Source organism: Synechococcus sp. Cruz CV12-2-Slac-r (assembly GCF_024346075.1).
In the GTDB taxonomy this organism is placed as follows: Bacteria; Cyanobacteriota; Cyanobacteriia; order PCC-6307; family Cyanobiaceae; genus Synechococcus_D.
Genome location: NZ_JAGQEK010000015.1, coordinates 1 through 19,292 on the forward strand (window position 1 = coordinate 1; position 19,292 = coordinate 19,292).

General features: G+C 49.3%; 20 protein-coding genes. 12 read left to right on the plus strand and 8 right to left on the minus strand.

Annotation, left to right across the window (positions count from 1 at the left end; genetic code table 11):
- Positions 1–326: 326 nt before the first annotated feature.
- The 6 genes from KB557_RS02670 (at position 327) to KB557_RS02695 (ending at position 6,621) form a co-directional block, all read left to right on the plus strand.
- Complete coding sequence (locus tag KB557_RS02670) at positions 327–692, plus strand: hypothetical protein (protein WP_255131273.1); 366 nt, start codon at positions 327–329, stop codon at positions 690–692.
- Positions 693–755: 63 nt separating this feature from the next.
- A complete protein-coding gene (locus KB557_RS02675; RefSeq protein WP_255131275.1) occupies positions 756–1,994 on the plus strand; it encodes a ferredoxin:protochlorophyllide reductase (ATP-dependent) subunit N in 1,239 nt (412 codons plus the stop codon).
- Positions 1,995–2,024: 30 nt separating this feature from the next.
- Positions 2,025–3,596 carry a ferredoxin:protochlorophyllide reductase (ATP-dependent) subunit B gene (locus tag KB557_RS02680; RefSeq protein WP_255131258.1) on the plus strand — a complete coding sequence of 524 codons (1,572 nt, stop codon included), beginning with the start codon at positions 2,025–2,027 and terminating at the stop codon, positions 3,594–3,596.
- A gap of 138 nt (positions 3,597–3,734) precedes the next feature.
- Positions 3,735–4,580, plus strand: coding sequence for a ferredoxin:protochlorophyllide reductase (ATP-dependent) iron-sulfur ATP-binding protein (bchL, locus tag KB557_RS02685; protein WP_255131276.1), 846 nt, complete (start codon positions 3,735–3,737; stop codon positions 4,578–4,580).
- Positions 4,581–4,621: 41 nt separating this feature from the next.
- Entirely contained in the window at positions 4,622–5,443 is an 822-nt protein-coding gene (gene zupT / locus KB557_RS02690) for a zinc transporter ZupT (protein ID WP_255131259.1), read from the plus strand.
- 23 nt (positions 5,444–5,466) lie between these two features.
- Positions 5,467–6,621 carry a cation:proton antiporter gene (locus KB557_RS02695; RefSeq protein ID WP_255131260.1) on the plus strand — a complete coding sequence of 385 codons (1,155 nt, stop codon included), beginning with the start codon at positions 5,467–5,469 and terminating at the stop codon, positions 6,619–6,621.
- On the opposite strand, the gene bioA is transcribed toward KB557_RS02695, so the two are convergent.
- Positions 6,618–7,907 (minus strand): adenosylmethionine--8-amino-7-oxononanoate transaminase, encoded by a 1,290-nt coding sequence (gene bioA / locus KB557_RS02700; protein ID WP_255131277.1) that lies wholly within the window; start codon positions 7,905–7,907, stop codon positions 6,618–6,620. The genes KB557_RS02695 and bioA overlap by 4 nt on opposite strands.
- A complete protein-coding gene (locus KB557_RS02705) occupies positions 7,900–10,662 on the minus strand; it encodes a cation-translocating P-type ATPase (RefSeq protein ID WP_255131261.1) in 2,763 nt (920 codons plus the stop codon). Before KB557_RS02705 ends, bioA begins: the two co-directional genes overlap by 8 nt.
- A gap of 45 nt (positions 10,663–10,707) precedes the next feature.
- Between KB557_RS02705 and KB557_RS02710 the strand changes: the two genes are divergently transcribed.
- Positions 10,708–12,117, plus strand: a complete 1,410-nt coding sequence (locus tag KB557_RS02710) for a TrkH family potassium uptake protein (protein ID WP_255131262.1) — start codon at positions 10,708–10,710, stop codon at positions 12,115–12,117.
- 38 nt (positions 12,118–12,155) lie between these two features.
- Complete coding sequence (locus KB557_RS02715; protein ID WP_255131278.1) at positions 12,156–12,854, plus strand: TrkA family potassium uptake protein; 699 nt, start codon at positions 12,156–12,158, stop codon at positions 12,852–12,854.
- A gap of 44 nt (positions 12,855–12,898) precedes the next feature.
- Here KB557_RS02715 and KB557_RS02720 read toward each other — a convergent pair whose 3' ends face one another.
- The 3 genes from KB557_RS02720 to psaM are packed head-to-tail and all read right to left on the minus strand — an operon-like array spanning position 12,899 to position 14,473.
- Positions 12,899–13,879 carry a protochlorophyllide reductase gene (locus tag KB557_RS02720; protein ID WP_255131263.1) on the minus strand — a complete coding sequence of 327 codons (981 nt, stop codon included), beginning with the start codon at positions 13,877–13,879 and terminating at the stop codon, positions 12,899–12,901.
- A gap of 26 nt (positions 13,880–13,905) precedes the next feature.
- Positions 13,906–14,313 (minus strand): hypothetical protein, encoded by a 408-nt coding sequence (locus KB557_RS02725; RefSeq protein ID WP_255131264.1) that lies wholly within the window; start codon positions 14,311–14,313, stop codon positions 13,906–13,908.
- A 37-nt stretch (positions 14,314–14,350) separates the two neighbouring features.
- Complete coding sequence (gene psaM, locus KB557_RS02730; protein ID WP_261354917.1) at positions 14,351–14,473, minus strand: photosystem I reaction center subunit XII; 123 nt, start codon at positions 14,471–14,473, stop codon at positions 14,351–14,353.
- 94 nt (positions 14,474–14,567) lie between these two features.
- Between psaM and KB557_RS02735 the strand changes: the two genes are divergently transcribed.
- The gene (locus tag KB557_RS02735) at positions 14,568–15,242 is read left to right on the plus strand and encodes a PhoU domain-containing protein (RefSeq protein WP_255131266.1); all 675 of its coding nucleotides are present in this window, start codon (positions 14,568–14,570) and stop codon (positions 15,240–15,242) included.
- Positions 15,239–15,718, plus strand: coding sequence for a CRR6 family NdhI maturation factor (locus tag KB557_RS02740; protein ID WP_255131267.1), 480 nt, complete (start codon positions 15,239–15,241; stop codon positions 15,716–15,718). Before KB557_RS02735 ends, KB557_RS02740 begins: the two co-directional genes overlap by 4 nt.
- Positions 15,719–15,723: 5 nt before the next feature.
- Here KB557_RS02740 and KB557_RS02745 read toward each other — a convergent pair whose 3' ends face one another.
- Both KB557_RS02745 and KB557_RS02750 read right to left on the minus strand, forming a co-directional pair.
- On the minus strand, positions 15,724–15,885 hold the full coding sequence (locus KB557_RS02745; protein WP_255131268.1) for a hypothetical protein: 162 nt from the start codon (positions 15,883–15,885) through the stop codon (positions 15,724–15,726).
- A gap of 92 nt (positions 15,886–15,977) precedes the next feature.
- The gene (locus KB557_RS02750; RefSeq protein ID WP_255131269.1) at positions 15,978–16,739 is read right to left on the minus strand and encodes a sulfite exporter TauE/SafE family protein; all 762 of its coding nucleotides are present in this window, start codon (positions 16,737–16,739) and stop codon (positions 15,978–15,980) included.
- A gap of 39 nt (positions 16,740–16,778) precedes the next feature.
- Here KB557_RS02750 and KB557_RS02755 point away from each other — a divergent pair, with 39 nt between their 5' ends.
- Positions 16,779–17,525 carry a lipoyl protein ligase domain-containing protein gene (locus KB557_RS02755; RefSeq protein WP_255131270.1) on the plus strand — a complete coding sequence of 249 codons (747 nt, stop codon included), beginning with the start codon at positions 16,779–16,781 and terminating at the stop codon, positions 17,523–17,525.
- Here KB557_RS02755 and KB557_RS02760 read toward each other — a convergent pair.
- On the minus strand, positions 17,429–18,673 hold the full coding sequence (locus KB557_RS02760) for a site-2 protease family protein (RefSeq protein ID WP_255131271.1): 1,245 nt from the start codon (positions 18,671–18,673) through the stop codon (positions 17,429–17,431). The two genes, KB557_RS02755 and KB557_RS02760, sit on opposite strands and share 97 nt — an antisense overlap.
- A 44-nt stretch (positions 18,674–18,717) precedes the next feature.
- Between KB557_RS02760 and KB557_RS02765 the strand changes: the two genes are divergently transcribed.
- A partial coding sequence (locus KB557_RS02765; protein ID WP_255131272.1) for a phosphoribosylanthranilate isomerase occupies positions 18,718–19,292 on the plus strand: 575 nt, incomplete at its 3' end.

The window sequence follows — 19,292 nt, forward strand, 5'->3', positions numbered from 1 at the left end:
CGCTATCTGTTGTAACGGTGACGCAACTAGGGCCTACAGGCACATCAACCTGGGTGCCTGTAATCGAAACAGAGGCGCTGCCATCCCTCAACCCGGCACGCCGACGCCTATTAGAGAGATCGTCAGCAAAACTTGGCAGGGCTTTTTTATAAATACTCGCGCGACTCTACCGCTCTACCCCTTGCGTAGTTATGGGGAGTGGGTACCTTCCGGCAATAACGCAAGAGCTGCTGATGCCGAGCAAAACAGCCACCAACTCCACCGAAGCCCAACCAATTTCCAATCAAGAACCCCAAGCAAATTTCTCCGATTGGATCGCTCACGCCATGGATCAAGGGGTAAAGCCAGAACAAGCTCTTGCCTTTATTGGGCTTGGCTTAATGCAAAGGATGGGCACAGCACACGACACCAACTTCACCACCATTTGGAATGAAAGCCATGGTGAGGCAGCTGATCTGCAGAATCTGCGCCAGCGTTTAGAACTTACCGATTTAGCTGTGCGCACAGGAGCACCACTAAGCACCTCCGAAGTAGCTGTTTTATTAGGGGCTCGCCCAGGTACGCCCGTGGTGGAACGGGGCGGCTTGATTGCGCGTCGAGTGAGCCGCAATGTGTGGAAATTGAGCCGCAGTGGTGAAAGTGGCGATCGCACAAGCCCTGCTTATGGCGATGCTTTTCGTAGGCGCCTTTAAAAAAGACAAGGGGTTTGGCTCTTACCCCTTAAAAAGCACTATTTATATAGGTGTTGATTAGGGCTGCGATTGGAGATCATTAAAGAAAACGGACAGCGGGAGGTGTTTTGCGGACTCACCTCAATCGTGTGGCTGCATCGCCGCATGCCAGATGCCTTCTTTTTGGTGGTTGGTTCCCGCACCTGTGCTCACTTAATCCAAAGTGCTGCAGGCGTGATGATTTTTGCAGAACCGCGCTTTGGTACAGCAATCCTTGGGGAACGGGATCTTGCTGGATTAGCTGATGCCAACGAAGAGCTTGATCGTGTAGTTACAGATCTGCTAGTACGCCGCCCTGAAATTCGCACCTTGTTCTTAGTGGGTTCATGCCCCAGCGAGGTGATCAAACTCGATTTAGCAAAAGCTGCGGAACGGCTCAGCACACGCCTGCAAGGCCAAGTGCGGGTGGTTAATTACAGCGGTAGTGGTATCGAAACCACATTTACCCAAGGTGAAGACAATGCTCTTACCGCCTTGGTGCCTTTTTTACCCCGCAATGATGAAAGTCAATTACTGCTGGTGGGCACCCTTGCAGATGGAGTAGAGGAGCGCTTTCTCACCCTGTTTGAACGGCTCGGCATCAGCAATGTTGCCAGCTTTCCACCCCGCAGATCAACAGAGTTGCCAAGCCTTGGAAAAGGCACAAAAGTGCTTCTGGCGCAACCATTTCTTGGTTCCACCGCCAGGGCACTTCAAAGCCGTGGCGCTCAACTTCTGAGCAGCCCATACCCCCTAGGGGTGGAGGGTAGTAGCCGCTGGTTTGAAGCGGCCGCCACAGCTTTTGGCATTGATCCAGCTCACACCGCTTCTGTGCTGGATCCCCTGGTGGAACGGGGTCGCGCGGCAGTGGCGCCCCATCGCCGCGAATTAGAAGGCAAGCGCTTGTTTTTGTTGCCTGATTCCCAAATGGAATTACCCCTTGGCAGATTTCTGCACCGCGAATGCGGAATGGAACTGGTGGAAGTGGGTACCCCATACCTTGATCGAGCGTTACAACAGCCCGAACTCGATCTCCTGCCTGCCGGATTGCAATTAAGTGAAGGGCAACATCTTGAAAAACAGCTAGATAGGGTAAGGGCTGCTAAGCCAGATCTTGTGGTTTGCGGTATGGGTTTGGCAAATCCATTGGAAGCCGAAGGTTTTGCTACCAAATGGTCTATTGAATTGGTATTCAGCCCAATTCACGGTTGCGATCAAGCGGGTGACTTAGCTGAATTATTTGCACGACCCCTAAGACGACGCGCAATGCTCGCCTTCAATTAACAAAAAACTCGTAACCAAATTCCAGCAACCATGGAACTCACCCTTTGGACCTATGAAGGCCCCCCCCACGTGGGGGCAATGCGAATAGCCACCTCGATGGAAGGGGTGCACTACGTGCTTCATGCCCCCCAAGGCGACACTTACGCCGATTTGTTGTTCACGATGATCGAGCGCCAAAACAAGCGCCCACCGGTTACATACACCACATTTCAAGCTCGCGATCTAGGCGGCGACACAGCCGAGCTTGTAAAGCGTTCAATTAGTGATGCAGTGGAGCGCTTTCAACCCCAAGCCTTATTGGTTGGTGAAAGCTGCACAGCAGAATTAATTCAAGATCAGCCCGGTAGCTTGGCCCAAGGCATGGGCTTCAATCTGCCAATTGTGAATCTTGAATTACCTGCTTATTCAAAAAAAGAAAATTGGGGTGCTTCCGAAACGTTTTACCAACTGCTTCGCACCTTGCTGAAAGATCAAGCCCTTAATCCAGGTGCAGAAAAACCATCGCCAAGCCGCTGGCGCAGCGAGCAACGTAAGCCGAGAGTGAACCTACTGGGCCCAAGCCTGCTGGGATTTCGTTGCCGCGACGACGTAATTGAAGTTACGAAATTACTCTCAGAACTTGGCGTTGATGTGCATGTGGCCGCACCCCTTGGGGCAAGCCCTGCAGATCTAAAGCGAATTCCAGAAGCCGATGCAAACATTTGTTTGTATCCAGAAATTGCTGAAAGCAGCTGCAGCTGGTTGGAACGTCAATTAGGGATGGTAAGTATCAAAACAGTGCCAATTGGCATCGGTGCAATTCAACAATTCCGGGAGGAGTTAGCAGCGGTTTTAGAGCTTGATCAAATTCCAGCTCCTCCAGATCGCTCAAGAATGCCCTGGTATTCCCAATCGGTTGATTCCACATACCTCACCGGCAAACGTGTATTCATTTTTGCTGATGCAACCCATGCGATTGCAGCTGCGCGGATAGCAAGTAAAGAGCTTGGTTTTCAAGTGGTGGGCCTTGGCAGCTACTGCCGTGAGCAGGCACGGGCGGTGCGAGCTGCCGCCCAAGAATTAGGAATTGAAGCTTTGATCAGCGACGATTACCTAGAAGTGGAAGCAGCCATGGCTGCCGCTGCGCCAGAACTTGTGCTGGGCACCCAAATGGAACGCCATAGCGCCAAAAGGCTTGGTATTCCATGCGCTGTAATTTCAGCCCCCATACATGTGCAAGATGTGCCCGCGCGCTATGCCCCGCAAATGGGCTGGGAAGGTGCGAATGTGATCTTTGATAGCTGGGTGCATCCATTGATGATGGGCTTGGAGGAGCACTTAATCGGCATGTTCCGCCATGATTTTGAGTTTGTTGAAGGGCATATGAGCCATAAGGGCCAGAAAGCTCCCGCAGATAAACTTGTTGCAGAAGAAGCAGCTGTTCCAGCAACTGTTTCTGGCGGGTGTAGCTGGACCAGTAGCGGTAGCGCAGAGTTAGGCCGGATTCCCTTTTTTGTAAGGGGTAAAGTTAAACGCAACACTGAAACCTTTGCCCATGAGCGCGGGATAAGTGAAATAACAGATGAGGTGCTATATGAAGCCAAGGCCCATTTCACGCGGTAACACTATCTTCCTGGTTTCCCATCTCCAGCCAATTTCAGCCTCACAACTTTCATACACCAACCCTTGAATCCCAAATGACCGCCACCATTACCCCCCCCCAGCAGCAGCAAAAACAGCCGAGAAGATGGAGAAGGCAGCCTGCAGGTGCATCTAGACGACTCAATGAAAATTGAGGAGGGCGCCCTAGTTATTGCTGTTTATGGAAAAGGAGGAATCGGTAAATCCACCACCTCTTCAAATCTATCGGCGGCATTTTCGAAATTAGGGAAGCGTGTATTACAGATCGGCTGCGATCCAAAACACGACAGCACCTTCACCCTCACCAAAAAGATGGTGCCCACGGTGATAGATATTTTAGAAACTGTTGACTTTCACACAGAAGAACTAAAACCTGAAGATTTTGTATTTGAAGGATATAACGGAGTGATGTGTGTGGAATCCGGCGGTCCGCCAGCTGGCACTGGCTGCGGCGGTTATGTAACAGGCCAAACTGTAAAACTTCTAAAGGAACATCATCTTCTAGAAGACACAGATGTGGTGATTTTTGATGTGCTTGGCGACGTGGTTTGCGGTGGTTTTGCTGCACCTCTCCAGCATGCAAACTATTGCTTAATTGTTACAGCAAATGATTTTGATTCAATCTTTGCGATGAATCGAATTATTGCAGCAATTCAAGCAAAAGCAAAAAATTATAAAGTTCGCCTTGGTGGTGTTGTAGTTAACAGAAGTAATGATACCGATCAAATTGATAAATATAACGAGAGAGTAGGCATGCGCACGATGGCCCATTTCCCAGACCTTGATGCTATTCGCCGCTCCCGCCTCAAAAAATGCACAATTTTTGAAATGGAAGCCACCCCTGAGGTGGAAGCGGTGCAAAATGAATACATAGCTCTTGCCCAAAGAATGTTAGACAATGTAAAGCCATTGGAAGCCGAATCCCTGAAAGATCGTGAAATATTTGATCTGCTTGGTTTTGATTGATTAATTAACTTGCAGTCACTAATTGTGAAAATGAGTATTAAATGCTTGTAAACACAGTTCAAAATAGTGGCTTTGCCCTTTCTTTAACACTTTTTGCCGGGCTATCAACAGGTATCGGAAGCCTACTTGGGCTTAGCACTCGTAGATCTAGCAATACATTTTTAACTTTATCGCTTGGGTTTTCTGCGGGGGCGATGATATATGTATCTCTTGTTGAGATCCTGCCAAAAGCAAGGCTTGCACTGCAACCGATCCTTGGCAATAGCTTGGGTTACGGGGCTACGGTAATTGCTTTTTTTGCGGGGGTTGCATTTTGCGCCTTAATTGATAATCTTTTGCCCGCCCATGATTCATCAGTAATTTTTAAGCTGCAATCTAGAGAAGAAAATAGCCATACCGCATTAGGCCGTAAACGCCTATGGCGCATGGGTTTATTTTCAGCGGTGGCAATTGCGATACATAATTTCCCCGAAGGGCTTGCAACTTTTCTTGGAGCACTAAATAATCCAAAACTTGGCGTGAGTATTGCAGTGGCAATTGCTATTCACAACATACCTGAAGGTTTAGCAGTATCTGCACCTATCTATTTCGCTACAGGCAGCCGCAGCAAGGCTTTCTGGTATTCATTTTTATCTGGATTGGCGGAACCAATCGGCGGGCTAGTGGGATATTTCCTATTTCGTTCATTTCCGAATCAACTGGTGTTTGGCCTTGTATTTGCCGCTGTTGCTGGCGTGATGCTTTACATTTCATTTGACGAATTGCTACCTGCAGCCAAAGAATATGGCGAACATCAACATGCAATTTGGAGTTTGATTGCAGGCATGGCCGTGATGGCCTTGAGCTTAGTTTTATTGGCCTAATAAGTGAGTAAAACTGTGCACTGATGGGTTCTTCATTACTCAGCACTTTGTTGCTACTCCTAGTGGGAGCTCTACTTGCTCGGCTTACTGCTAACCGCTTAAAAGGTTTGGCGCTGCCGGCGATTGTGCTGGAACTTGTGGTGGGCTTTTTACTTGGTAATAGCTTTTTGCCCTATAGCCGCATTGCACCGTTAGCCGGGCTTACTGAATTAGGAGTGCTCACACTTTTTTTTATGGTGGGGCTTGAAGTGCAAGGCGGACTGCTGGGTTCAAGACCTGCAGCAGTGCTGCGCACCGTGCTGCTTTCTGCGCTCACACCACTGCTGGCTTGGTGGCCATTGCAACAGGGATTTGGGCTTTCAAATGCCAGCACAATTCTCTGCGTGGCCGTGCTTAGTGCCACCGGCACTGGCGTAACCCTGCGGGCACTAGGCCAAGCAAATGCTCTACACACCGCATCGGGGCGATTACTGGTGGGTGTTTCCGTGCTGGATGATTTACCTGCTATCGCCTTGCTTACCGCATCAGTTGCCATGGGAGCAGCACCTGGTAACACAAGCCCATTACCAGCGATTGCTATTGCGTTGATGTTATTAAGTATGCCCCTAAGTAAATGGTGGCTGAAGCGCTATGGCCCCTGGCAACCAGATTTGTTGGGGGTGCTGCTGCTGTTAATTACTTGCAGCTGGATTGGCGAAGTTGGCCAGCTCACCAGTTTGCTCGGCGCCCTTTGGGGCGGAGTGCTGCTTAACCGCATAGCGCCGATGCCAGCCGGGGGGAAAGAAGCTGCAAACCTGCGCAGCAACCTGGCACTTCTTTCTGAGGTGTTTTTGCCCCTTTATTTCATCAGCGTGGGCATGCGGATTCAGGCAAGCACGTTGCTCCAACCTGGTGCTTGGGCCCTAGCCCTAACCCTTGTTGTGCTGGCAATCGGCTGCAAACTGATCTGCGCCTTTGGCATCAACCAAAAAGATCAAGCTGCTGGGATTGATCGCTGGGTAGTGGTGTTTGGTTTGATTCCACGCGGCTTGCCGGGCTTGGTATTTGCAACCACTGCCCTTGCAAATGAAGTAATTAGCCCAGCTCAATTTTCAGCTCTTGTATTAATGGTGAGCTTCACAACAGTGGTTGGCTTACTGCTTTTAAACCGCCGCTTAGTAACACCTGCTGCCAGCTAAGCCAAAGCATCTAGGGCCTGCTCCAAAGCCCCATAACAACGCTGAAGCTGGGAATCACTAATACAGAGAGGCGGCAACAAATACACCACATTGCCGAGAGGGCGCAAATACACGCCTAGCTCCAGGCAATGCCGTTGGATCTGTTTACCCACTGGGTTGAGATAGCTGTTTTCACCTGCATTCACTTCAAAGGCGGCCATGCTGCCCAAGCAACGCGGTTGCCGCACCAATGGGTTAATGCTGAGCTGTTTCAATAAAGGAATATGCCGCTCCTCAAAACCACTGAACCGCTCGGAGTTTTGCTGCAGCAACTCAAGGCTTGCTAAGGCAGCGGCGCAACCCAAAGGATTAGCCGTAAAGCTATGGCCATGGAAAAAAGTGTCGGTTGGCCGTTCACTAATAAATCCTTGATAAAGCCGTTCACTAGCCATCGTTGCGCCCATTGGCATAAAACCACCTGTAAGCCCCTTCGAGAGAGCCATCAGATCAGCTTTTATGCCCGCTTTTTCGCAGGCGAATAGTGCTCCGGTGCGGCCAAAACCAGTAAAAACCTCATCGGCAATTAGCAGCGCTCCAGAGCCCTGCACCATTTCCGCCACTGCTCTTAGGAAGCCTGGACGCACTTGGCGCATACCACTAGCGCCCTGAAGCAAAGGTTCGAGAATCACCGCTGCAGTTGGTGTCTCCAACGCCAACGCCAACTGGCTTAAGGCCTGCTGCTCCTGCAATTCCACACTGTTATCGCCCCAATGGCAATGGGGCCAAGCAACCCTTGCCACATTAAAAAGCAGTGGTTCATAGGCTTCGGTGAATAAAGAACGATCACCTAGAGCCATAGCTCCGAAGGTGTCGCCGTGATAAGCACCTTCAAAAGCAATGAGCTGATGCCTCTTGCTGCCTTGATTCCTCCACCATTGCCAGGCGATCTTTAAAGCCACCTCTACCGCCGTGGAGCCGTTATCAGAAAAGAAGAGCCGATCTAAGCCGGTAAGGGCACTTAATTTGGTTGCCAAATCTTCAGCCGGTTCATGGCTGAAATTGGCAAAAATAACCTGCTCCAGTAACACCGCCTGGCGGGAAATTGCTGCGGCAATGCTGGGTTCAGCGTGGCCATGCAGTGTTACCCACCAACTACTAATCGCATCGATTAGCACCCTGCCATCATCAAGCTCCAGTTCACTACCTTTGGCGCAACGCACCCGCATTGGCGTTGGGCTCGAAACTACTTGGGTAGTGGGATGCCACAAATGGGGATGCCATCCCGTTGTTTCAGCGAAATTAGCTATGCGCTTCTCCTTTGAGGCGCCACTGCCGCCAGATTTTTTCTAGCTCTAAATATAAAAAGAAAAGCAGGCTAAACCCAACACAAATGAGTAGATCGTGCCCTTTTAAAGCTGTGGTGCCAAAGAAGTTTGAAAGCCAAGGCACATAAAGCAGCAATAATTGCAGGCCAGAAGTGAGCAGCACTGCCCAGATCAGCCATGGGTTTGAAAAGGGTGCCACTTGAATTAAAGGTAAATCGCTGCGAGCCGATAGGGCATGACCCATCTGCGCTAGGCAAAGGGTGGTAAACACCATTGTTTGCCAAGGGGCATTATTTCGAGATGCGTAGAACATCAAAGCGATCACAATCAACGCAAATATCACACCAACTCGCAGAATGTAACGGCCAATGCCGCGGGCAAAGATTGATTCGCCAGGTTCAGCTGGGGCCCTATCCATCAAACCTTTTTCGCCGGGTTCAAGGGCTAATGCCAAAGCTGGAACTCCATCTGTAACCAAATTCATCCACAGGATTTGCAAAGGCGTTAAGGGCACACCAACCAAGCCCAGCAAAGGCGCAGATGCAATTGTAATTAATTCACCCACATTACTACCTAAAATATATTTAACAAATCGGCGTATATTTGCATAAACTAATCTCCCCTCTTCTACAGCATTAACTATGGTGGCAAAATTATCATCTAATAGCACCATATCTGCAGCTTCTTTGCTCACTTCAGTTCCTGTGATTCCCATGGCTACGCCGATATGAGCTTGCTTTAAAGCTGGAGCATCGTTAACACCATCCCCGGTCATTGCTACCACCTGCCCCCTTGCCTGCAGCGCCTTCACAATGCGCAACTTCTGCTCAGGTGGCACCCTTGCATAAACGCTGTTCTGCATTACCACCTCCTGCAGGCGCTCATCATTAAAACCTTCCAATTCACGGCCGAGCACCACCTCAGCATCTAGATCGCATAAACCAATACCAGCGCCAATCGCTTTTGCCGTAAGCGGGTGATCGCCGGTGATCATTACCGGGCGAATACCGGCTTGGCGGCAGGTGGCAATCGCCTTGATAACCTCTGGCCGGGCTGGATCCAGCTGAGCCATTAAACCTAAAAGCACCTGATCATCTAATTCATGGTTTGGGCTTTCGTGGTGGGGAGCGCAGGCAAAAGCCAGCACTCTTAAACCTGCTGCCGCAAGGCCCTGAGCTTGATCCAGCCACCACTGCTGTTGTTCTAGTGAAAGGGTCGCAACACCAGAAGCATCAATCCAGCGCTTGCAATTGCCAATAATTACCTCAGGGGCTCCCTTACTGATCAAGAGCCGAGTGGAACCATTTGCTATGGAGCCGAGGGGGGCTTGCAATTCACCGCTGGGGTCTTGCAACCACACAGCCATCAGCTGACGCTCTGAACTAAATGGAATTTCGGCAACACGCTTGAACTTGCTGCGAATTGCAAAAGCATCGATGCCAGCTTTTGCTGCCACTACAACAAGAGCGCCTTCAGTGGGATCGCCAAGGATCTCCCAATTCTTTTCGGCATCTTGTTTTAACTCGGCATCACTACACAACACACCGGCATGCAACAACAACTGCCTTGCCTCAGCGCTGGAGCCGGGGGAGGAATTTTGAGGTGGGGTGAGCAGCCTGCTGGTGAGCATGCCGCTGGGGGAGTAACCCTCGCCAGTAACAGCGACACTTTCAGTGCCAATGCGCAATTCCTGCACCACTTGGCGGTTTTGAGTAAGGGTGCCGGTTTTATCGGAGCAAATAACCGTTACTGAACCGAGGGCCTCCACCGCTGGCAAACGCCGAATCAAAGCGGCCCTCTTAACCATGCGTTGAGTGCCTATAGCGAGGGTAACGGTGATAACAGCAGGTAGACCTTCAGGCACAATCGCCACTGCCATAGAAAGCGACACCTCAAGCAAGTTCAGAAGGGATTGCCCCAGCAGGGCACCTAACAGCATCACCAGCGCTACAAGAGCCAATGCGCCAATTACCAATACCTTTGCAAGGCCATCAAGGCGTTGCTGCAACGGGGTGCTCTCTCCCCCTGCAGTGTTAATCAACTCAGCAATTTGGCCTAATTCGGTGGCCATGGCAGTGGCTGTTATCAGCGCTACTCCACGGCCTCTCACCACTTCAGTGCCCTGAAATAAGCAATTGGTGCGCTCAAGCACAGGGGTGGAGATATCAAGCAGCAAGTTGGAATTTTTAAATACCGTTTCCGCTTCACCGGTAAGAGCCGCTTCCCGCACGCCAAGTTCAGCCACTTCAATTAAACGCGCGTCAGCTGGAACGCGATCACCAGCTTCAAGGCGTATTACATCGCCAACAACAAGTTCTTCACTACTTATACGTTGCCATTCAGCATCACGTTTCACCTGCACCATCGGCTGAGCCATGTTTCGCAAGGCAAGCAAAGCCTGTTGAGCTTTACTTTCCTGCAGATAACCAAGCAAACCGTTTAAGCCAACGATCACCAAAATTGCGATCGCATCTTTAGGGAACACATCCTTATGGAGGGCTACTGCCGCAGATACCGCTGCCACCGCAAGCAACATCAGCAACATCACGTTGCTGAATTGATCCCAAAGAATTTTCCAGGTGCTGCGACCCTGGGCTAGCTCCAAGCGGTTTGGGCCTGCAGCCGCAAGCCGGCGAGACGCCTCAACCCGGCTCAAACCATTCGGGAAGCTTGCCAATTCCTGCAAACACTGCTCTGAAGTGAGGCTGTGGGAGTGAATTCCTTGAGGGCGAGACAAGTTGGTAGTAGAAATTTTTTGTAGTTTAGAGGTAGGTTGTGACGCATGGATAAAACATTCATCACAAACAGTGTTGCTGCTCTGCAGCACCGGCGTGAGCGGCTCACGGTGCCACAATTCACAGTGTTAACAGGGTTGCTAGTAATAATTGTGGGTACTTTTTTACTTTCATCACCCCTATGTTCAAGTGACTCTGTGGGCCTTTGGGAAGCTTTATTTACTGTTACTTCTGCGATTACAGTTACCGGCTTATCAATAATTGTTGTAGATCAAGATCTAACAATTTTGGGGCAAATTGTGCTAAGTGGATTAATTTTAGTTGGCGGCCTTGGCTTGATGGCCATCACAACATTTTTACAAGGTTTTGTGCAAGGGCGTTCAGGCCTGCGGCAACGCTTAGATAAAGGTCGTGCCCTTGATGAATTTGGCGTTGGCGGCATAGGCCCCACTTTTCAAGGAATTTTGATATGCGCCGCTTGGGTGATGGGTATTGGTGCTGCCGTGCTCTACTTCTTTGGTTTTACTGATATTGAAAATCCAGCCAAAAGAGCATGGGCTTCAATATTTCATGTGATCAGCGCTTACAACAACGCTGGATTTGGGCTGTGGGCTAAAAATCTAGAGAACTACAGAGACAACATTGTTGTGAATGCAGTTATTGCTTCAATGATTGTGATTGGTGGTATCGGTTGGTGGGTAACAAATGATTTATGGGCAAACCGGAAACGCTTGAAAAACCTAAAGCGCCTAAGCCTCCATACCAGGCTGGTATTAAGAACAACTGTTGGTTTAATAGCTTTAGGTTGCTTAGGCTTGATATTTACAGAGCATTTTGGCCTTGAGGCTGGGGCAATAACGCAGTTTAATTTATTGCAAAAATTTCAAATTAGTCTTTTTCAATCAATCAGCACTCGCACCGCTGGGTTTAACACGATTCCTTTATCTGCCGAATCAATAACTGATGCTGGTTTACTTTTGATGATTGTATTAATGTTTATTGGAGCCAGCCCAGGCGGCACAGGTGGCGGCATAAAAACCACAACATTTGCAATCTTAATGGGTGCAACCCGTTCAACTCTGCAAGGGCGGCAGAATGTATTAATGCACCGCCGCATGATTCCGGATCGCACTGTATTAAGGGCGGTGGGCGTAACGATTGCTTCGCTTTTATTTGTTGTATTGATGGCACTTTCATTGGGGATAGGTCCAACGGCTATCGGCCTTTCAAATCATCAGAACTACAGTTTTATTGAAAAGCTTTTCACATGTGTTTCCGCCTTTGGCACCGTGGGGCTTGATCTAGGCGTAACTGCAAACCTCAGCCGCTGGGGCCAACTTGTGCTAATGGTTGGTATGTTTGTTGGCCGAATCGGCATTTTGCTCCTGCTTTCCGCCATCTACGGCAGCACAGCTGAAACCAGGGTGGGTTATCCCAAGGAAGATTTGTATGTGTAAGGTTTTCGAGTAGAAATATGGCAATTCAACCTTCAAATATGAATCAGTGGTGGCAGTGGAGCAACAACGGCGAAGCGGGGGGCTTTGCAGTGATTGGAGTGGGACGTTTTGGTTCATCCGTTTGCGCTGAATTGCTGCGCTCTGGAGCTGATGTGTTGGCCGTTGATTCGAGCCAACGGGCCATAGATGAATTGAGGCATTTTGATGCGTCAATCGAAAGCCGAGTGGTGGATTGCACTGATGAGGAGGCGATGCGGGCCGCTGGGGTATTAGAACTATCCACTGTGGTAGTGGCGATCAGCGAACCGATAGAAGCAAGTATTACCGCCACCTTGATTTGTAAAGATACCCCTGGCACAAAGGTGAAACAGGTGATCGCTAGGGCAACAAGTGATCTTCACCAAAAAATGCTGGAACGGGTTGGTGCCGATCGGGTTGTTTTCCCATCAAAGATGCAAGGCAGGAGATTGGGAATGGAACTTATCCGCCCTAATTTACTAGAACAGCTCAGGCTAGATGATATAAATAGTATTGAAGAGATAAAAATACCCCAGGAATTCATAGGCAAATCTTTGCGAGAAATAAATCTGCGTAAGCATTACAATGTGAGCGTTCTTGCTGCAGGGCCAAGCGGTAAACTATTTGTTAATCCTCCCGCTTCTCACATTCTGCAAGCTAACGAGCTACTTGTGGTAATGGGATCAAATGAAGCCCTGAGGGCACTGCCAGGTAGCTGATAACTAACTACATCTAAAACTACAATTAAAACTATATTAGGAAATCAATTTAAACCAACTAATTTACTAGATAAATCCCAAACTTTTTCTGCTGTTTCAAGATCAGTTATCTTACTTGATAATTGCTGTTGAAATTGTTGCTGATTCTTCTTCTGCCTATTTCCCCAACTCCAATGCACACCAGAAGCTTTGAATTCATTCGAATCAACTACTTGAGCGACGCGATTACCAGCCAGTTCTTGGCTTACATAACCACCGGTAACATTTTTTTGAAACCAGGGAAAGATTCGCTGGAAGGCGGGGAAACTATGGCGAAACAATGGGCTATCAGCTACGCATCCTGGATATAAAGAGCTAAATGTAATCCCAGTGGAGCTATGGAAACGACGATGCAACTCCAGGCTGATAATCATGTTGCAAAGTTTACTATCTTTATAAGCCTTTCCAGGTTTAAACGTTTTGCCATTTGCCATGGCGATTGGATCCTTAAAACCTTGCTCAAAACCTGCTAAATTGCCTAGATCTGCCGGTGCTGGGATTGGAATTTTACCGCCAAGTTCACTTGAATTAGCTGTTACTGTGCCAAGGGTAATAACGCGTCGATCAGGCTTATCAGAATTCATTAAATCTTCTAAAAGCAATCGGGTGAGCAAGAAATGACCCAGATGATTAGTGGCCATCGTGAATTCATAACCTTGAGCACTCCATTCCGGTTGTTTTAGTAATGGTTTATATATTGCAGCATTAATAACAAGAGCATCAAGGGGTAGATTTAAGTTGCGAAAAGATTTAACGAATTCTCGAACTGAATTCAAATCAGACAATTCAAGGGTTAGTGGAATTAAGTTTTTCGCCGAAAGCCCCAATGCTGCTGCTGCAATTTGAGCCCTGGTGGTATCACGAACCGCCATAACAACCTTGCAACCAAGATCAAGCAGTGCTTTTGTAGCCCATAATCCAACGCCAGAAGATGCACCAGTAACAATTACCAGCCGGTTTTCTCTATCAGCGGCAGGATTGTTCATCAGAAAAGAATGAAATAGTCAAAAAGTTAGGGGCTTGGTACTGCTGGCGACCAAACAACACGGCGGCGATTTGGGGCAATCCACTGCTGTTCTTGCTGGAACACCACCTGTTGGCCATCGCTTGAAAAAAGCCGATCCAGCTGCACTTGTTGTTTTTGAAGGCGATCCAATTGCAATTGCAGCACCGCTTGAATTTCACCATGCCGATCAAGGCGATGCTGATGGGCTAGGGCTAATTTCGCCAGGGTAACAACCGCTAAAAGCAGCCCCGCTGTTTTCAACAACAGGCCCAAACCGGCAAACATGATCTCCTCCCTTGCAATCGATGCGCTGGAAGCCAACACAACAGCAGGTGCTGGATCAGCTAACGGACGCAAATGGGAAGCAGTGCGACGTGGTGGGCTTGCTTGCCGTGCAGTTTTCTCGTTTCGCACTAAAAAGCAAACAACACACCCGCTTTTAGCAGCCAGATCAAGCCCTGTAAAGGCTCACGCAAAGGCGCATCGCCAAAACAGCACCATGGAGCGCAACGATCAGGGCGATGTAGATCTCAACTTGGGAAACAACGGAATCCACGGCGTTACAGCAAACCATGCCATCCTCCACCAAATAGCATAAAAAAGATCGCTCCTGTTACAGCTCTTAGCGGCTTCGGCCAACTAGGTTGCTAATTGCTATCCCTCAGTTCATGACCATCCTGGCTTGGAGGCGCATGCAAAAGGCAGGGCAAAACGCCCCTAGCCCAGATTCACTGGCTTTAAACAGTCTTAAGCAACAACTTTTGAAGCTGGGTTCCATGGTGGAGGAATCGGCGGTTCTAGCGAGATCCGTTCTTGCGATTGCAGATATGGAAGCAGCGCCTCAGATACGAAGTAGCGATGATAAAATTGATATCCTTTATCATCAATTAGAAAATAATTGCACTCAATTACTAACTGATAAAAGCTTATCTGAGCAACAGGTTCGCGAGGTTCTAAGTTATATTCACTGTGTTAGAGATTTAGAGCGCATTGGCGATTATTGCAAAGAATTAGCTGAATTAGGAGAGAGGTTACTGCCCTCTCAACCATTACCGCAAAGGGATGCAATTTTAATAATGTTAGATCGTTGTCGTTCACTGCTTGCTCTTGCCCTTGATTGCGTTAGCGAAGATGATGGCAGCGCTGGAGCTAAATTACAAAATTTTGATGATTTAGTAGATACAGACTACGAACAACTTCTAGAAAAAATGATGGATCCAATTCCCACCTCAGCACAAGCATATGAAGCTTCCTTACTACTAGTTTTGGTGCTGCGTTGTATTGAACGAATGGCAGATCATGCTGTAAATGTAAGCCAAAGAGTTGCCAGAGTAAGCAAATGACTCAAATCCAAACCATAAATATCAGCGCCGGCCAGATTATGGGGCTTAACATTGAAGCCTTGGAACCAATTTGGGTATTGCCCGTGAAGGAGCTTCTCCAATTGGAATCAAAATTACAATTACAACTGGAGTGGCCAAGGCCAGAAAATGACCCAAGGGAACTTAGCGAAATAGCTGAATGCAGGCTTTGGAGCCTAAGAGCTGATGCACTTTGCCCCTGGTTGCCTTTGCTGCTTGAGCGTGAAAATGGTCAGTTGAGTAGGCACGTGGCAATGTTGGTGCCCCATAGTTTCAATAAAACTGAAGGGATAAGGTTTAGTGAGGACGCGTTGAGTTTATGGGTAAGCCATCGCTTATTTCTTTTAGACCATTGGAGCCAAATGCAGGGTTATCAAATAAAAAACAATTTAAACCAAATGGTTGCTGCATTAGGCTTTGAACTTGATCCAAGCTTTTGGCCAAAGGATATGCCTTAGGTTATTTATAATTTTCTTTTGCAAAGTTCACTGCGATCTTCTCCGGGGGTGGAAAACGGACCACAACTTACCCATCGCACTAATCCCACCTCAATATCAGTAAGGGCCACAAGGATGGCGATAAATGCAATTACCGCAGCGCCAACCTTAATAGAATTTTGGTTCACAGCGAAAACAAATCAACTTTTATAAGTGTATACCATGCAGCATTCAAAATGAAGCTGCGTTAAGAGATAAATATGATCACTGGGCTGCGCATCTATTTATAAAAAAGCATTGCAGCCCTTCTAGCGCTATCAATTGCCAGCAGCAAAGTAAGCAGCCGCAACAGCCACGCAAGTTGGGCCGGTTTCACCCGCTGCAAACGCGCTGCAGACCAACGGGCTCCAATCGCTGCAGATCCGCCTAAAACCAAGGCTGAAAGCCATTCACCTCGGCCCGCTTGCAAAAACAGCAAACCTGCAACGCTGGAAGCGCAAAGCACCGCAAAGGTGCTTAAACGAATCGCGAGATGAATCGGTAGGCGCAAGGCGCTCACCATCACTGGAACCATCACAAGGCCGCCGCCGAGGCCAAGCAAACCGCCGGCCAAACCAGCAACTGCCCCCAGGCAAAGCAAAGCCAGCAAAGGTTGCCTTGTGTTGAGTGCCGTTTCACTTGGGGCTAGCTCCCCCGGCCGAACAAACAGAGTTAAGGCTCCATACATCAAAGCCTGCGAGGCCAGCAGTTGCCAAGCCGGCAGGGCAGCACCAAGGCGGCCGAATAAAAGTCCGAAAACCAAGGCCCCAGAGCCGATTGCTAAAGCGGATCGCCAAGGCAATAATCCCCGGCGCAAATGGGCCCAACTGCCACCGGCGGTGGTGGGAACAATCGCCAGGGTGCTAGTGGCAAGCGCTTGGTGGGGGCTTAAGCCAAGCCACAAAAGCAATGGCGAAAACACCAAACCACCACCGATACCAAGCAAACCAGCAAGGATTCCCGCCAAGATTCCAAGAGGAAGCAGGAGCAACAACTGGAGCATTCCTCGGAGCCACAAAGCACTGCCCCCTCAGCCTCGCTGATGGCATGCACCAATTGGGCCTTAATGCCAACCCTGATGGCTGCAGGTGAAAAGCAAATGGAGCTTGATCTTTGGATGCTCGATCAGCTTGAACAAAACGAAGCTATCGGCGCTTATTTACGCCTTTATCAATGGGAAAGCACCTGTATCTCAATCGGTCGCCATCAGGCCATCCCCAACAAAACAAACGCCCTGGCAGTAGTGAGACGCCCCACCGGTGGCGGCTGCGTTTTACACGGCGCGGATCTCTGCTACACGGTTGCGGTAGCAAAACCGCCCAGGGGGAATCGGCTCAGCTATCAGTGTTTAAACCAATGGTTGAGCCGTGCATTGCAGCAGCTCGGGGCGCCGCTTAGCCAGGGGTATCAAAAACAAATAAACATCGAAGGCCATTGTTTTGCCCGTGCAACTGCCGCTGATTTAGTAGACCAAAGTGGAAATAAACGCATTGGTAGTGCCCAGTTATGGCGCAAAGGAAACCTGCTGCAACAGGGATCGATTCAATTGCAAATTCAAAGCCATCTCTGGCATGAGCTTTTTAATGAAACTCCGCCGCCGCCACTCACAACTGCTACTGGAACTGTGTTTATCAGTAGCGCAGCCCTGGAAACAGTTTTGATTGATAGTGCCAAGGATTGGCTTTTTAGCTCTCAACCTTTGCTACTACCTTGGCCTGAGGCTGCCCTCACCTCTGGTAAGGCCGCCACACTTTCTGCTATGGGCGCAAGTGATAATCCCAAGGGATAACCCCCCTCGCGTCTGGCTTGCTCCAATAGCTGCTGCGGTAAGCGCAACGACAAACGCCGCAAAACTGCTTCCGATAAATCAGAACGCTCCAAAGTAGCCATTGGTAATCCAGCCAAACTCAAAACCAACAGACGACCCTGGGAACTGCTTTCCAAAGCCAAAACCGCTTGCCAAAGGGGGGCGCTCTCAATGATTGAAGCAAGCTCAGTTAATGGCTTTTGATGTTCACCTAAGCGCTCACGATCCCAATTTTGTACCGGTATTTCCTTCAAAGGGCCATCGTCTATGAAACCCTGCCAACGGCCGGCCTCACAGAGCAAAACCCAATCAGGCCTGGGGGAATCACTAGCTAAACGCAACTCGCTGAGTTGCCGCAGGGTGTCTGATGGTTGCAACACCCTTAAACGCCTTCCGGCAGCATCTTTAACTTGTAGTTGCTGTAAAGCGCGCTGCAGAGCCAGTAATTGCAACTGCTGGCTGGAAGCGCCGAGGCCAAACCACCCCAAAAGTACAAGCCAAATACTGGCAAAAGAACCACCGTTAAAAAACAAATAGCCGCCAGAAAATATTGCCCCCCATGCCAGCAATTGCCCAGAAAAAGTGGCGATCCGCACTCCTTTCTCACGGCTGCCGCTGAATTGCCACACCAAAGATTTAACAATTTGCCCCCCATCCAGCGGTAGGCCAGGCAGCAGGTTGAACAAAGCAAGTACCAAATTGAGCTGCGCCAATTCCTTAGCCATTTCCCCTAACAAGGGCATCCCCTGGCTTGCGGGCTGAATAGCTGAGAACAGGATTAACGCCAGCAACAGGCTCACCAGGGGGCCGGCTGCCGCTACCGCTAAAGAACCCATGGGGGTGGGGGGGTCTCGCTCCACGCTGGCCACACCCCCCAGCATAAAAAGGGTGATGCTGTTTACTTTTACGCCCAGCCGAAGCGCCACTAAAGAGTGGCCCATCTCATGTAGCAACACCGAAATAAACAACAGCAGGGAGGTGCCAAATCCGGCAAATAGATTGCCATCAAACTGTTGTTGAAACAGCAGTGAGGCTAGAGCCAACACCACAAACCAACTGGGATGGATATGTATGGGAATGCCGGCCAAGCGGAACAAACGCCACCCCTGGGCCCCTGGGGCTTTAATCACCTGGCGCAGCCTGCATTGAATCTCGCCATCCTAGAAACCTAAGGATGGCTCAGTTGAAATTAAAAATCTGCGGTTTAACGATTGCCTCCCAGGCGGCAGCAGTGGCCCAGCTTGGGGTGGATGCTATTGGCGTTATTGCTGTTAAAAATTCGCCCCGTTTCTTAGCAGCAAATAAACGAACGGAGCTTTGGAAAGCCGTTGCTGCAGCAAAACCTCAGGTGCAACGGGTGCTGGTGGTGGTGAATCCAAATGATTCTGAGTTAGATCAGCTCAGCCCAAAGGCAGGCCACCAATATTTACAATTACATGGGGAGGAAACCCCTGAGCGTTGTTATGAATTAAAGCAACAGCTTGGTTTACCGATCTGGAAAGCGCTGCGGCTGCGGCAGAAAAATGATCTCGGACAATTGCAAGCATTCACTGAGGTGGCAGAAAAAATTCTGCTGGAGCCATGGGTGCCAGATCAGCATGGGGGCACAGGCAAAAGTTTGCCGCTGGAATGGCTAAGCGGCTTAAACGTAAGTTGCCCCTGGTGGCTCGCGGGAGGAATGGGTTCAAATAACGCCGCAAGTGCGATAGAGGAGCTGGTTGGGCTTGGATTAGAGCCATATGGCATAGA

Coding starts and splice junctions, on each gene's coding strand:
- KB557_RS02670 (WP_255131273.1), top strand. CDS start 327: ATGGATCAAGGGGTAAAGCCAGAACAAGCTCTTGCCTTTATTGGGCTT.
- KB557_RS02680 (WP_255131258.1), top strand. CDS start 2,025: ATGGAACTCACCCTTTGGACCTATGAAGGCCCCCCCCACGTGGGGGCA.
- zupT (WP_255131259.1), top strand. CDS start 4,622: ATGCTTGTAAACACAGTTCAAAATAGTGGCTTTGCCCTTTCTTTAACA.
- KB557_RS02695 (WP_255131260.1), top strand. CDS start 5,467: ATGGGTTCTTCATTACTCAGCACTTTGTTGCTACTCCTAGTGGGAGCT.
- KB557_RS02710 (WP_255131262.1), top strand. CDS start 10,708: ATGGATAAAACATTCATCACAAACAGTGTTGCTGCTCTGCAGCACCGG.
- KB557_RS02715 (WP_255131278.1), top strand. CDS start 12,156: ATGAATCAGTGGTGGCAGTGGAGCAACAACGGCGAAGCGGGGGGCTTT.
- KB557_RS02720 (WP_255131263.1), bottom strand. CDS start 13,879: ATGAACAATCCTGCCGCTGATAGAGAAAACCGGCTGGTAATTGTTACT.
- psaM (WP_261354917.1), bottom strand. CDS start 14,473: ATGGTTTGCTGTAACGCCGTGGATTCCGTTGTTTCCCAAGTTGAGATC.
- KB557_RS02735 (WP_255131266.1), top strand. CDS start 14,568: ATGACCATCCTGGCTTGGAGGCGCATGCAAAAGGCAGGGCAAAACGCC.
- KB557_RS02740 (WP_255131267.1), top strand. CDS start 15,239: ATGACTCAAATCCAAACCATAAATATCAGCGCCGGCCAGATTATGGGG.
- KB557_RS02750 (WP_255131269.1), bottom strand. CDS start 16,739: ATGCTCCAGTTGTTGCTCCTGCTTCCTCTTGGAATCTTGGCGGGAATC.
- KB557_RS02755 (WP_255131270.1), top strand. CDS start 16,779: ATGGCATGCACCAATTGGGCCTTAATGCCAACCCTGATGGCTGCAGGT.